The 14,310-nt window shown below is 49.1% G+C and carries 10 protein-coding genes; 4 read left to right on the forward strand and 6 right to left on the reverse strand.

Annotation, left to right across the window (positions count from 1 at the left end):
• On the forward strand, positions 1–1,558 hold a 1,558-nt coding region (locus tag QGG23_07045), incomplete at its 5' end, for a flippase (protein MDP6049180.1).
• 211 nt (positions 1,559–1,769) lie between these two features.
• Positions 1,770–2,423: a VTT domain-containing protein gene (locus QGG23_07050; GenBank protein MDP6049181.1), complete on the forward strand. Its 654-nt coding sequence runs from the start codon at positions 1,770–1,772 to the stop codon at positions 2,421–2,423.
• On the opposite strand, the gene polX is transcribed toward QGG23_07050, so the two are convergent.
• The 4 genes from polX to QGG23_07070 all read right to left on the reverse strand — a co-directional run bounded on the left by polX (position 2,420) and on the right by QGG23_07070 (position 8,508).
• Positions 2,420–4,138: a DNA polymerase/3'-5' exonuclease PolX gene (gene polX / locus QGG23_07055; protein ID MDP6049182.1), complete on the reverse strand. Its 1,719-nt coding sequence runs from the start codon at positions 4,136–4,138 to the stop codon at positions 2,420–2,422. The genes QGG23_07050 and polX overlap by 4 nt on opposite strands.
• Positions 4,139–4,353: 215 nt before the next feature.
• Positions 4,354–5,229 (reverse strand): DMT family transporter, encoded by an 876-nt coding sequence (locus QGG23_07060; protein MDP6049183.1) that lies wholly within the window; start codon positions 5,227–5,229, stop codon positions 4,354–4,356.
• A 75-nt stretch (positions 5,230–5,304) separates the two neighbouring features.
• Positions 5,305–6,966, reverse strand: a complete 1,662-nt coding sequence (pheT, locus tag QGG23_07065; protein MDP6049184.1) for a phenylalanine--tRNA ligase subunit beta — start codon at positions 6,964–6,966, stop codon at positions 5,305–5,307.
• 6 nt (positions 6,967–6,972) lie between these two features.
• Entirely contained in the window at positions 6,973–8,508 is a 1,536-nt protein-coding gene (locus QGG23_07070; GenBank protein ID MDP6049185.1) for a phenylalanine--tRNA ligase subunit alpha, read from the reverse strand.
• A 763-nt stretch (positions 8,509–9,271) separates the two neighbouring features.
• Between QGG23_07070 and QGG23_07075 the strand changes: the two genes are divergently transcribed.
• Positions 9,272–10,270, forward strand: a complete 999-nt coding sequence (locus QGG23_07075; GenBank protein MDP6049186.1) for an SDR family oxidoreductase — start codon at positions 9,272–9,274, stop codon at positions 10,268–10,270.
• A 148-nt stretch (positions 10,271–10,418) separates the two neighbouring features.
• Here QGG23_07075 and QGG23_07080 read toward each other — a convergent pair whose 3' ends face one another.
• Positions 10,419–12,467, reverse strand: coding sequence for a minichromosome maintenance protein MCM (locus QGG23_07080; GenBank protein MDP6049187.1), 2,049 nt, complete (start codon positions 12,465–12,467; stop codon positions 10,419–10,421).
• 474 nt (positions 12,468–12,941) lie between these two features.
• On the reverse strand, positions 12,942–13,439 hold the full coding sequence (locus QGG23_07085; protein MDP6049188.1) for a DNA replication complex GINS family protein: 498 nt from the start codon (positions 13,437–13,439) through the stop codon (positions 12,942–12,944).
• A 160-nt stretch (positions 13,440–13,599) separates the two neighbouring features.
• Here QGG23_07085 and QGG23_07090 point away from each other — a divergent pair, with 160 nt between their 5' ends.
• Positions 13,600–14,259: an N-glycosylase/DNA lyase gene (locus QGG23_07090; protein MDP6049189.1), complete on the forward strand. Its 660-nt coding sequence runs from the start codon at positions 13,600–13,602 to the stop codon at positions 14,257–14,259.
• Positions 14,260–14,310: the final 51 nt, after the last annotated feature.

Below are 14,310 nucleotides of genomic sequence, written 5' to 3' on the forward strand. Positions count from 1 at the left end.
TACTGATTATCTTCAGAATTCAGCAAGGGGTAGTCTGATCCTTATGATTGGGCAAATCTCGTCAACGATTATAACGGCATTGGCAATGATCCTTATCGTTAGAGTTCTAGGAGCAACCAATTACGGGCAATTCACGATCGCAATGATTCCAATTAATATCGCAGGGATATTCCTAGATCTCGGAGTAAATAGTGCGCTAATAAAATATATAGCTCAATATCGTTCAGAAGGAAGAACTAATGAGGCAGTAATATTTCTTAAAGCGGGTCTTACTATTGATGTGCTTGTAGGTTTTTTTCTAACCATACTGGTCTTCCTATTATCTGGTTTTCTAGCCACACAAGTATTCCACCAACCCGAAATCCGTGTGCTGATTCAAGTATCCTCCTTGAACCTTGTTGCCATGTCCTTGCTCAATACGGCTAAATCAATTTTCATTGGATACGAAAGAATGAAACTAGTGAGTCTTCTTGTTATAATACAATCCATAATAAAGAGCATATTTGCGCCATTACTAGTATTTTTTGGATTTGGGGTCATAGGAGCTGCCGCAGGACATACTACTTCAATTTTAGTAGCAGGGCTTGTTGGAATCGGTATAATACTGTTTACATATGTGAAGCAGAAAAAAGAAGTCGAAAAGACTACCTACATTATGGAAGCATCAAAAAAATTACTTTCATATGGGGTACCTCTTTTCCTTTCAATACTTCTAAACGGTGTAATATTACAGATCTACAACTTCCTGATGGCATTGAATGTAACTCCTTCTGATGTAGGAAATTATCAGGCTGCAACGAATTTCCCGATGATTATAGCTTTCTTCACAATACCGATTTCTACTGTTTTATTTCCTCTATTCTCAAAAATACCTAAAAATGACAATGGTCAATTGGAGAAAGTATATAAGAACGCTGTAAAGTACTCTGCACTAATTACTATTCCCATTACTTCTGTTCTTATCCTTTTGTCCGACCCAATCGTGCATATCGTCTTTGGCAATGATTATAGGTATACACCCTACTACCTTAGGCTTGTCTGCATTCCGTTTCTGCTGATAGGGCTCGGCTACCAGATAAACGGTGGGCTTCTCAACGGCCAAGGGAAAACGAGGCCACAATTCATCAGCAGCGTGCTGGTTTTCATCATCGGGCTACCTCTAAGCCTTTACCTTATTCCCCTGATGGGCGTCACTGGACTCCTGATAACCATGAATATCGCCACCCTTACAGGAGTCCTCTATATCCTGTTCTGGATAAGCCGGAACTTTGATTTCTTATTAGACTGGAAATCTTCGGGTAAGATCTATCTCTCCTCAGCCATTGCCTTTGCTCCAATCAACCTTATCCTACCAACATTATATCTTAAAGACTGGCCTCAACTATTCCTAGGCGGAACAGCCTACGCGGTGATATACCTAATAATGATTATGCTATTCAAAACGCTAACAATATCTGACGTAACAAATCTACGACGAATCCTTTCATCCACTGGACCTCTCCAGCCATTCTTCAATCTGTTCCTAACAATTATCGAGAAAACTCAAGCAAGAACGTAAGACTCTGTCTGAGTTGAATATTATGATAAAAATACTGATTTCTGTCAATCAACGTTGGGTTATCGCAAATTATTAGGGCTCGCGCGCGAAGGCAGAGTCTCAGCTCCTAAGGATAGCCAGGAGGGGTATTCTATAACCCCCTACTCCACCAATAACCTGAAATCTCGCCTCTGATATAACGAGGTAAAAAACATCCTTTCGAGGAGAGAAGATGAAGCCAAAAGCTATAATAAGTCTGACGGCGGTCGCCTTTGTCGCGATCCTCTCAGGGGTCTTGCTCTGGCGTTGGACTGTGAATCCTGAGACCCTGGGCCATTTCGGTCTCGGTGGAATATTCATCGCCTCAATGATGAGCCATCTCACGGTGGTGGCACGAGATATGTTTATCCCCATGTTCCTCCCTCTCGCCTCAATTTACAATCCGATCGTCCTCGGCGCCAGCGCCGGAATCGGGGCAGCCATTGGGGAGATCAGTACATATTTCCTGGGCTGGGGAGTCGCTGAAAGCTTCGAGGAGAATCTCGAGGACGACAGCCGGTTGAGCAAATGGATCAAAAAGTACGGCCTCTGGGCGGTCCTCCTGGTGGCGGTGACTCCACTGCCTGACACCCCTATTGTGCTCCTTGCAGGGTCGAGAAAGCTTCCATTCGCGAAGCTCTTTATAGTAGAGTGTATCGGGAAGACGACCTTGTATACCCTGGGGGCCGTGATTGGAGGCATCGTGTTCACAAGTCTCACTGGTTCTGTAGGAGGCATGACGGCCTCATTTGTCATGGTAGGGGGATCCCTCATTTTCTCTATCCTGGTGACCTGGAAAAAGAGCAGAGACCTCATCTTTGGCTGGTTTGAGAGGCTCTTCCTCTAGTTTCCTGATAAAAGTGGCTCAAGTTCTTCCAGAGAGTAGCTATTCGCCACGTTCTCCTTCTCAAGCCATCCCCTCCGGGCCACGGATACTCCAAAAGACATAAACTCCATTTGGCTAGGCGAATGGCTGTCGGTTCCAATGACCATTTTTACGCCCTGTTCCTTCGCCGCCTTGCAGTTGACGTCATTGAGGTCTAGCCTCTCGGGGTATGAGTTGACCTCCATCATAACCCCTTGCTCTGCTGCAGCCTCGAAGACCCTCCCAAGGTTCACATCATAGGAGCGACGCTTCTGAATGAGCCTCCCCGTTGGGTGACCGATACAGTCAACGTTCTCATTGTGGATCGCCTTGAGGATCCTTTTTGTCATCGTATCGGCGTCCTGACGGAAAGCACTATGGACGCTCCCCACCACAAAGTCCAGGTCCCTAAGGAGGGAGTTTGGAAGGTCCATACGCCCGTCTGGGAGAATATCGCACTCTGTCCCTTTTAGGATGGTGAAACCATCTAGATCCTCGTTGATTCGGTCAATCTGTTTCATCTGCTCCCTGAGCTGGTCCTCATTGAGACCGTTCGCGATGGAGAGGCTCTTGGTGTGGTCGCAGATGGCCATGAACTCGAGCCCCAGGCTCAGTGCCTTTTCTGCCATGGCCTCGATGTTAGCGGCGCCATCACTCCAGGTACTGTGAATATGGAAGTCTCCTTTGATGTCGTCCATTGTGACTAAGTTGGGGAGCGTGTCCCTTACCGCTGCCTCAATCTCCCCTCGATTCTCCCGGAGCTCCGGAGGAATCCAATCCATCTCCAGAGCTCGGTAGATCCCTTTCTCGTTATCGCCCATAACGACCTCGTCGGTCTCCCTATAGAAGAGGCCGTACTCGTTGAGCTTGTACCCCGCCCTGACGGCTATGTTACGTAGCTTAATGTTGTGATCCTTGGAGCCCGTAAAGTACTGCAGGGCAGCCCCATAAGACCTCGGGTGGACCACCCGCAGATCGACTTGAAGTGAGTCCTCCATAAAGACGGTGCTCCTCGTGGAACCGTGAGATACGACCCGCGTAACAGGTGACATTGATATAAACCTCTCGGACACTGCATTAGGCATCAATGAGGAGACGAGGATGTCGAGGTCACCCACCGTCTCCCTCCTCCGCCTTGCTGAGCCGGCAACCTCCACAGCTAGGACAGCGTTCGATTCCAACAGGTACGCCTTAATCTCCTCAATTAGGGGGACCACCGCCCCTAACAGAAACCTGCCTTGATGGCTCCTAAGCACATCAATGGCCTCCAAGATGTTGGCCTCGGTCTTCTTCCCGAATCCCTTGATCACTTGGACTTTACCCCCCTTCGCTGCTTTCTCAAGGTCTTCGATGGAGAGTGTACCCAGCGCCTTCTGGAGGAGCACCGCCTTCTTGGGGCCAATCCCCTCAAGAGCCATCATCGCCCGAATCCCAGGGGGAATGCTCGCCTCGAGCTCATTCAGGACCGTGGAGTCCCCAGTATCAAGGAGTTCTGCTATAACAGCAGCGATGCCCTTTCCAACCCCCTGGATCGTCTGGAGTTCTCCCCGATCATAGATCTTCCTTATGTCTTCGGTAAGGCCGGAGATCCTCTGAGAGGCGGTATTGAAGGCTTTACTCCTGAACTTGTCGTCCTTGATGATGAGGACCTCCCCGATCTGGTAGAGGACCTTGGAGACCTGGGTGTTGGCGCTCATCTAGTTCAAGGGAGAGACGGGCTTAAACCACTTAAACTAATAGCAGAGAAATGAAAGGCAGTGCCGTTTCTGGTTCAAAGATAGCGGGATAATGTCAAAGGATTCGTTATTCCATCGCGCCTGAGTGTTATTCTTCCATAAAAAAAAATGCTGCATTTTCGATTACTATATTTCCTGAAATTGATTTGTTATAGTATCAGTATGAAAAAACCAAGTTAGCGCGCGCTGCGGACACATAGACAGATTCCTAGAAGTATAAGCGCCCCCCCGGAAAGAGCGAGAATCGAGGGGACCTCATCGAAAAAAATATAGGCTAGGATCGTGGCCCCCACCGGCTCCCCCAGAAGGCTGATGGATACCAGGGGGGCGGAGAGCCATTTCAGGGTCCAGTTGTAGACGGTATGACCGAAAATCATGGGAACGAGAGCAATCATGAGAAACAGGAGGAGCTCTTTTTGGGGATAAGGCCAGAGGCTAGTCCCGCCTGCTAGGCTCGCCAGGGCAAGAGTTACAGCAGAAAAGGCGTAGACAGGCGTCACATAGCTTACCAAGTTGAGGCTTTGGCGCAATCTCCTCCCAGCAAGAATGTAGAACCCCAGCATGAGTGCCCCAATCAACGCGAGAAAGTCACCTAGAAGGCTTACATCACTGACACCTGCGTCGCTAAAGGCAATAGTCGATGCGCCTAAAAACGCCAGGGTTATTCCTACCAGAGTCCCCCGCGCGATTCTCTCCTTGAGGTAAAAGTGAGATACTACCGCCACGAAGATAGGATCAACGTGGACAAAGAGCACCGAGCTCGCCACTGAGGTTAGGCTGAGGCTCGTGATCCAGGAGCCAAAGTGGATGGCCAGGACAACACCTACCGTAGCAAGAGACAGAAGATCCCTGAAGCTGGATGCTAACAGACGATTGAACCCCCCAGATCGGACGTAGAAGGGGAGTAGGATGAAGGTCGAGAAGACGAGGCGGTAGGTAGCAATAGCGAGGGGGGGGGCACCACTCATTCTTATGAGGATCGATGCCGTTGAGACAGATATGATGCTAGCCAGAAGAGCAACGTTAGGGGGGAAGCCAGGCTTATCCTCCACTGCGAATCATGGATGAGTGGGCGGCGAGGATATAAAACTGCAGCCTGAGAACCCGGAGGGTAGAAGAAGAGATTCTCAGGCCATGGTAAGCTTGAAAAGCTTTTCCACGTTCATCTCGAGGGCTGCTACGGGGATTTCAAGATCCCAAGCCTCGATAGATTCAGGCTTCACTTCACCAGCCCAGCATAAAGGCTCCCCATCTACCGTAGCGATGAACCGCCTTCCCTCTATGAAGCAGTCAAGACCACCCTCCTCGATCTCGGCCTCAACAGCAAGATTCTTGAGGATGCTGTTGAGGACTGCTTTGACCTCGGAGAAGTTGGCCCGGGCATGGCAAAGCGCCAAGGCTAGCCTCTTCTCGGACCTTGCTCCGGTCGCCGTGGAGGGGTCTAGAAGGACAGCGTCGTCGACCTCATAGATATTCTGGGGGTGGGAGTGATGCTTGTTAGAGGCGAGGACCTCCATGAGTCCGGGGAGAAGACTATTCCTGATGCAAGTGTATCCCTCCATCTTTGGGTTCGAGGTCTCCACGATGGGTTCTACGGGTAGGGTCATGCGATGGAAGAGCTTCTCGGGGCTGGTCATCATGAAGGTGACAACCTCTTGGAAGCCGAAGCCGACTAGGAAGTTCCTGATCCCTCTGCTGAAGACCTCCAGTCGTTCTTCCCCAGCCTCTGTAGCGATCTCGGGGATCTCGGGGACGAACTTGTCATATCCATAGGAGATGGCAACGTCCTCGACGAGGTCCATGGGATGCATAATATCAGTTCTGTAACAGGGGTACTCCACGGTGATGGTCTCCCCTGTCTGGGCATCGTGGCCCATTCCCGCGAGGAGAACGGTAACCTCCTCCGGGGTGTACTCCATACCTAGGGTGCCGTTCACGTAATCAATATTCAGAGCCATGGTCTTAGGCCTGAGATCCGGGGTTTTAAGCACAGTTCCGTCAGGATAATGGTTCTCGACGGTGTAGACCGTGGCTCCCCGGTCTGCGAAGGTGGTAACGATAATGTTGAGGACCTCTGTGATTGCCTTGAGATCGGTGCCAGTGACGTCGACGAAGATCTCCCGGGTCGTCTCACTGAGGCGGGTGGACTCCCCGTTGATGATAGGAGGCATGCTAAGGACCATCCCATTCTTGTCTAAGATCATGGGATACTCCTCAAAGCCATCCACTATCCATGCGTACTCCAGGCCCTTTTGCATCTCAGTGAGGATCTGGGTGAGGTCCTTCTCAAACCTCTCTCCTAGAGGCCTGAATTTGAAGCCAGGAGGTTTAGTGGTATACGTGATAGGGAACTCGACGGACTCCATATTGTGGAGGCCAATGGCGACCTTCCTGCGCCTGCGGCCGTGGGTGATGTGGAGCTTTTCCTGCATTTGGATGATGCTCCTTAGGAGAGAGTCGTTTAACTCCACGTCCTTCACCACTGCGGTGACGAACCAAGGTCGGATGCCCTCCACCTTATTTTCCACTGTGACACGGTATCCAGAGTCCGTTACAGCATATCGTTTAAGTCCTCTCTTGAGACCGGTGAATGTTGAGTAGGCCCGAGCGAGTCCCTCGAGGGAAAGGAGGTCCGGCCTGTTGGGAAATACCTCAAGGTTGAACCCTTCATCGGTCTCCCCATCCCACCCAGTTCCCATCATAGGGAGCCTATCCTTCAGCTCTACGGTAGTGACCTTCTTTCCTAGGAGCTCTTGGAGGTCTTTCATATTGACTGTTATTACAGGCATCTTTTTTTACTCCATCCAGAGCCTGGCATTACGAAGCAGCTCCAGGTCATTGCCGTAAAGTTTCCGAATGCTGTCGATACCGTAACTTTGCATTATGAGCCTATCAAATCCGGGGCCCCAAGCGAGGACGGGAACATCGACTCCGAGGAGGGGCTTCACTACCTCTGGGCGGAACATCCCTGCACCAAAGAGTTCCATCCATTGGCTGCGCTCCTCAATCCAGACCTCTGCTTCCATGCTCATCTCTGTGTAGGGGAAAAAGCCGGGCCTGAACCTAAACTTCTTCAGCCCAAGCCCCTCAAGGTAGGCCTTGAGGTAGCCCTGCATATTCCTGAATGTGACTCCTTCTCCAATGACTATACCGTCCGTCTGGTAGAACTCAGCGAGGTGGTTCCAGTCTATAGTCTCGTTTCTGAAGACCCTGCCAACGCTGAAGAATTTCCCGGGGAGATCGTCGGCGACGAGCTTCGCGATCTGGTTTACGCTGAGGCTTGTAGTGTGGGTTCGGAGACAGTTCCTGGTAGAGACCTCTGGGTCCCACTTATACATCCATCCCGTGGAGCCCGTGGTCCAGCCGTTCTCGTGAGTCCGCCTCACATTCTCTACTATATCACTGTTCGGGAGGCGCCCTTTATAGGGGGTCTTTAGGTAGAACGTGTCTGCGAGATCCCTGGCTGGGTGATCTTGGGGCTGGTAGAGGGCATCAAAGTTCCAAAAGCTCAGCTCAAGGTAATCTCCGGTCATCTCCTTGAAGCCGAGCTCAACCCAAAAGCGACGAATGTAGTCGATGATGGAGCTGATGAAATGGCGCTTCCCCGGGTATATGATAGGCACAGGGAGGGTTACGTCATATTCTTGAAAACTGGCTCCTTTCCACGATTCGTTCTGAAGGATCTTGGGCGTAATCTGAGTGATGACACGAGTCTCTCTCATCTTTTTAAGTGTAGGTAGAAGGGTTTTCCCATATTCTGTAAGTTTAACCCATCGTTTCATGTCCTCGATGGAAACGACTAAATTCCGTCTAATCAACAAATCTAATCTCTCACTATAAATTGCCGATGGATTTCGGGTAACTGAGTTGTTTCTAATGTTGTGCAGAATACCCTCATCAAGAGTAGGTAAACCAATGCTATTCGAACCTTCTAGAGTCAAACTAAGTTTACCATCCTTGATTGTGGCCCAACCGTTCCTTCTGACCCACACTAAGGCGATATTTAATCGTGAAAATTCCTTTTTTAATGCAGATATTTCGTTCTTACCTTTTGCTACAAGAGTGATCAGCCTCATCTCTGGCAGACCCTCATCGATATACAGTTGCCCCTCTTCCGTGAGGTCAAAGTTGCGTAAGACCTCCTCCCGAAAAGAGACGACTCCCTTTGTCTCCGCCCATGCCGACGCTTTCTCCACAGTATCTCTCGCGATCCCCGTCTCAGCGCTTAGCTCCTGGGTAGTCGCGCTTCCTCTCCCCTCTAAAGCGAGGAGGACCCTTCTCTCGTTTTCGTGAAGCCTCGCCGCCGTAACTTTAGGATTCAAAGGGCTCACCAATCCACCAATAGAGGCTAGAGCTTATCTTTAAAATTGTAACGGAAGGTCCCTTAGAGCGAGAAAAGAATTGTAAGGGGTCCTTCGTGCTTTAAAGGAAATATTTGATTCCTTTGCATCGTGAGGAATTTCTTGTTATTTGTGTATAAGTCCTACTGGAAATCTGAAAGTCAAAATTGCATCGCGCGATAGACCCAGAATATTATTTTTCCACGGATTTGATCCGATTATCCTTGATGAGTATAACATTATCATGGAGAAGGTATTGCTCGGTCCCATCATGAATGACGATTCATTTCATTCAAATCGCCATCAACATGTATAAAGATGGCCCACTGACGAGAAAAAATTGAAAAAATCGTACAACCATTTTCTACGAATCCACGCGTGGGTCTGAGATATGTTTAGTAATTTAGTTCATGTAAACTGGTATATCCCGATACTTATAAAAATATTAATGATGTATTGAAATCATGTCCACAAGTTACTCTTACTATACACACTCAAAAAAATACGAAAAAAGCCTGATATTTCTGACTGGCACACCAATCAGCCTAGAAATCCTCTGTTTATGTAACGGGATACTATTGGGCAACAAACCCTGTGGTAAAACCTGTCATATCATATGTCAAGTAGTAAGTGATACCAAAAACCTATAAAACGGATTCAGTCAAGACTCTCCAGCCTAGGTTCTCGTAAATTAGGATCTATTAACTAATGGGCCCCCCTAATGGGGAAATATTCTCCTAGTTTCCATGTCTCAATGTATGAAAAGGGCAGGAGTTTCCACAAAAAGGATAATAGACATGCATGGAATTTTTTACTTATGAACAGTCTAAAGGGGAAGGTGATTCTCGTTACTGGGGCTGGGCGGGGATTTGGAAAATATATGGCCCTCGCATATGCTAAGGAGGGTGCTGAAGTCGTTGCCGCATCCCGCACGACGGATGAATTACTGATCCTAAAAGAGACCATTGAAGGAAAAGGTGGAAAATGTGCAATCTTCCCAACAGATCTACTAATACTAGATGGTATGACCCAGTTGAAAGACTATATAAAAGAACAATACGGAAGACTAGATACCCTGGTCAACTGTGCAGCGGATAACCTCTGGAAGGTATTTGATGACACGACTATCAGGGAATGGGATAGGTCGATCTCGATAAACTTGCGTGCCCCGTTCATCCTGAGTAAGCTGTTCTTACCCATGATGAAAAAACAGGGTAAAGGGAGTATCATCAATATATCCTCAGGTTCCGCAACCAAGGGATTCGTCGCAGAGGTTGCGTACTGTCCATCAAAGTATGGTTTAGAGGGGTTAACCCAATGCCTTGCCATGGAGTTCTACCAGCACAATATAGCCGTCAACTCCCTTAGTCCATCTGCCCCCGAAGGTAAGAAGCTAAGACCAAGCAAACTCAAGTCGAAAGATGAGCGCAAACTACCGGATGAGATAAAAGAAAAGTACGCAGATGATGACTCAATTGTAGAGGCATTCAGTGAAGCTTGGAGTTTCCTAGCTTTACAGGACGCTAAGGGTGTAACCGGGCAGAGGTTTGGATCCAAACAGCTCGCTGATTATTTGAGGGAAAATGGTGTAAAAAATACGGTCACAAACTGGAAGAGTAAACTTACAAAAGCAGTCTACGTATCGTATGAACTTCCTGAGAAAGTTTACTACGACACCATGCTTAAAGATACAATTGGGGATGCAGGAATGAAGATACTGTATTTTGATAGGGACACCACCTCCCACGGTTGATTTTAGAGGTTTCTGGTTATGGAATAACTCCGTTCATATCTCGCTTCGCAGGCAGAACTTAGAGCAATATAATGGAGTTCTTTATTCACTCTGCGAAGCATCGGACCTTAAGTTACCCTGAACCCAGGATGAAAAGGAAGGGGGGGAATCAGACTGTTCTCTTATAATACCCTGGCCTTGGAGAGTAGATAGTCCCGTCCCTCATGAGGGTCCCAATGAGCTTGGCCGCTTCTGTCCTCCCAATTCCATGGTCCGAGCTGAGGGCCTCATAGAGATCGTCGTCCCTGACCATTCCCTCGATCCGGTCCATTTCCCCTATAACCCCAAGGACTGACTGGAGCTTATTCTGGAGGCTTCGGGGCTTTCCAGTATAGAGTAAGTCAATGTCCTGCTCTCCGGTCTCTACGTCAATACCAACCTGCTCTAAGCTCCTCTGCATCAGAGATATAGCGGCCTCGGCATCCTCAACGGTGACCTCCTCCCTTAGATGGACCCTAGCCCTAGCCTCCGCGAGGCGAACTAGGGACTCAAGCTGGCGAGCAGTGATGCTCACTGCAGAGGCCTCGCCCCCTTGGAGACTAGCGGTCCTCATCTTGACATAATAGTCCTGAAAGGCTTGGACTACATCCTCGGTGATAACGGGGTCGGTGCGCCTTGCATAGCTGATGTACTTCCTAAGGAGTTCCGTGTTAAGGTGAGCAGTGTCTGGGGACCCTGCGGCGAGGTGGAGCCTGAGGATGTGCTCTGCCATCTTTGAGTCTCTATCCTTTTCAGGAATATCCCTAAGGATAAAGATTAGGTCGAAGCGGCTCAGGAGGGTGACGGGGAGGCTGATGTTCTGGGCGATGGTCTGATAAGGGTTGTACCTGCCCAGAGTTGGGTTCGCGGCAGCGAGAATGCTGGTCCTAGCGTTGAGGGTCGCGACAATGCCCCCCTTGGCGATGCTCACTACCTGCTGCTCCATAGCAGGATGGATCGCGCCCCGGTCTTCGTCTCTCATCTTATCCATCTCGTCGATGCAAACGATCCCCTTGTCCCCCAGAACGAGGGCGCCTGCCTCAAGGGTGAAGCTCCCCGTGCCTCCCTCCTTGACTACAGCTGCGGTGAGCCCAGCAGCTGTAGACCCTCTACCTGTAGTCATGAGCCCCCGGGGAGCAACCTTTGAGGCATACATGAGGAGCTGGCTCTTACCGGTACCCGGGTCCCCCACTAGGAGAACGTTGATGTCTCCCCTAATGCGAACGTCCGGGAGGTTCTTGGACACTCCGTTGAAGAGAAGGTACAGGATTGACTCCTTGATCTCGTCGAGGCCGAAGATGCTAGGAGCGATGCTTTGGAGGAGTCGGCGATGAACCCATGGGTCTTGGGCAATCTCTCGGATCTCCTCTTCATCCTCTTCGGTGAGCTCTAGAAGCTCCATCTCTCGGCCGCTCACGTCCACGTTGTTTGCCTCAAGGGTAAAATCGAAAACCCTGAGAGCGCCCCCACGGGTCTGCTTCCGGATCAGGTTGAGAACACCAGTAATACTTACCCTATCCCCGGGTCGGGCGACGTCTACGATATCATCCTTTACATCCACATTAACCTGGCGGGGGAGCTGCCCAGCAGGGAGCTCCTCGGGACGCTCCTGGATCGCTAAGCGCTGAGAGTCGATGAAGACAGACGTCTTAGCATTTAGCTCGAAGCCCCTGCGACTGCCACAGGTGGTGCACTCCCGTGGAGTCTTGAGAAACTGGTCGGTCTGGTCAATACCGAGGATCTCACCGCACTGGCCACAGGTGAAGTCGGCCTTGAGGATGAAGGGCTGGATGCTGGTGGCCCTAACAATGATCCCTGTGACCATGACTAGGTGACCGATATGCTCTGCTCCGATACGGCGCAGGGCGGTTTCTGTGGGGAGAGCTCTGAATCTTACATTTATCCCCCGGATCGAGTCCGCGTGTGCGGGGTCCCGGATGCGGAGCTTTTGGAAAGCGGCAATGCTGAACTGTTTGAGTTGGTCCCCAGGGGCATCCAAGGTGGTACGGGCGAGGTCTGGATCGAAGGAATAAAGGTCCTTGAAGTCTACGGTGAAAGATTTCAGACCCTTTACAGCCATCTCCGAGAGGGTCTGCTCGTACTTTACCTCGCCCCTCTCGTCCCTGAAGCCCTCTATGAAACGGGTGAAGGACTCCTCAGATTGGATCAGATTCGCCATGGAGTACGTAGAATTAAGATCAGAATGTAATAAAATTTCGTTCTTTTCAGGTTAATTCGCTCATTAGAAATTTCTTGACATATGAAGCAGTAATTTCATAAGTAGTGAAAAGATGACCTGTGAACACGAGGTAATTTGATGTATTGGAGGGTATCCAAGTTTTGGGAATTGTTATTAGGCATGAAAAATAAAAATTTTTCCAATTAGATCAAATTATACATGTTAGTGTAAAGTTTAGAGAATCTGGAGATAATAAAATCAGAAATTCATCAAATTATCCTCATTTAACGAGAAAGAAGTAGAAGATAAAAAAAACTTTGAGTTGATAAAGAGAACAAGAAAGAAATGTCTAATAAAATATAAGTTATACTACATTATGTTACAAATAAAATTATCAATCAAAAAATATTCCTATGAAGCTTTACGCATTTTTAAGAAGGAATCCCATCGGTTCTGGCAGAGACAGGGCGCGCGCTAGTCTTTGTTTCCAAGTTTTTTCATAGATCTTCTCCATGACGAAATCCGGGCGAACAGGTCTTTATACAGGGCGGTCTCCTCGGGCTGGAGCCCTCGGGTCGGGGCGGTCACCTCTGCCGATGCGATCCTGGTGATCTTAGCAATTCGACTTTCTAGAATATCCCGAAAACGACCTCTCATTCGATCCATTTTTTCAGCGCTAGCTGATTCCCCAGACATCACCCTCATCTCCCTCATGAATGTGAGATAAACCTTGGAGTAGAAGTCATCAGGAAGAGGAGAAGGCTTCCCAAGAGGCTGGAACCGCTCCCGATAGTGTATTTGAGTCCACTCTTCATCTGTTACACCATCTTCCGTGAACCTAGCGAGACCAGCATCAATAAGCATCATCGCGACCCAGAGGGAAATGGTGAGCTCCCGCCCCACCTCAGTCTCTTTGATAGAGATACCAGAGGTTTCCACAACCGGCACCTTATGGGTGGTGATGACCCTCACCTGCATATTCTCTAAATCAAAATAAGCATCGCTCAGCGAAAACATAGAACTATCCAGCTATAGTATAGGATCTAATATTAAGAAACTATTCTTCATCAGAATGAGAACAACTTTAACCATCTTTAAATCCTGTCGTCTAACCCACAGAGTAAGAGAAGTGATGACAGCACCGTCAATAGGAGTTAAGACCATGACCGGTGAGGTCCTCAAACTCAGAGATGACCCTGCGCTCCGTACCATTGTTGAGAACCGGATAGCTGAGTTCCTCGAGGTCAAGAAGACGGGCACCGAGAAATGGTTTGAGGAACTCGCATACTGCCTTCTTACAGCTTACTCAAGTGCCAGACTGGGCCAGCTCTGTGTCAACGCCCTCTGCGATCGCAATGCCCTCCTCAACAGCGACCTCGACCAAGTGAAGGAGGTCCTGAAGACTCAGGGACACAGGTTCGCCGAGAAACGAGCAGAGTACATATTCAACGCCAGGAAGTTGGCCCCCACACTTAAGGGGACAATCCAGGGATTCGAAGATATTAAGGCCGCCCGGGAATGGCTCGTGAAGAACGTCAAAGGCATTGGCTGGAAGGAGTCCAGCCACTTTCTTAGAAACGTCGGTTACCTAGATATAGCGATCATAGATCGCCATATACTTTCCAATATGGTAGACCACGGCATCCTTGACGAGCGACCGAAGAGCATCACCAAAAGGAGATATCTAGAATACGAGGGCATCCTCGCCGAGGTCTCTAGGAGGATAGACATGCCCCTTGGGGAGATGGACCTCTACCTCTGGTTCCGAAAGACTGGGAAGGTCCTCAAATAACTTCCGATGTCGAAAGCCCCTTCCGTTGGCCCCGTTAAATGTGCTGAATCA

Source organism: Candidatus Bathyarchaeota archaeon (assembly GCA_030739585.1).
Taxonomy (GTDB): domain Archaea; phylum Thermoproteota; class Bathyarchaeia; order TCS64; family TCS64.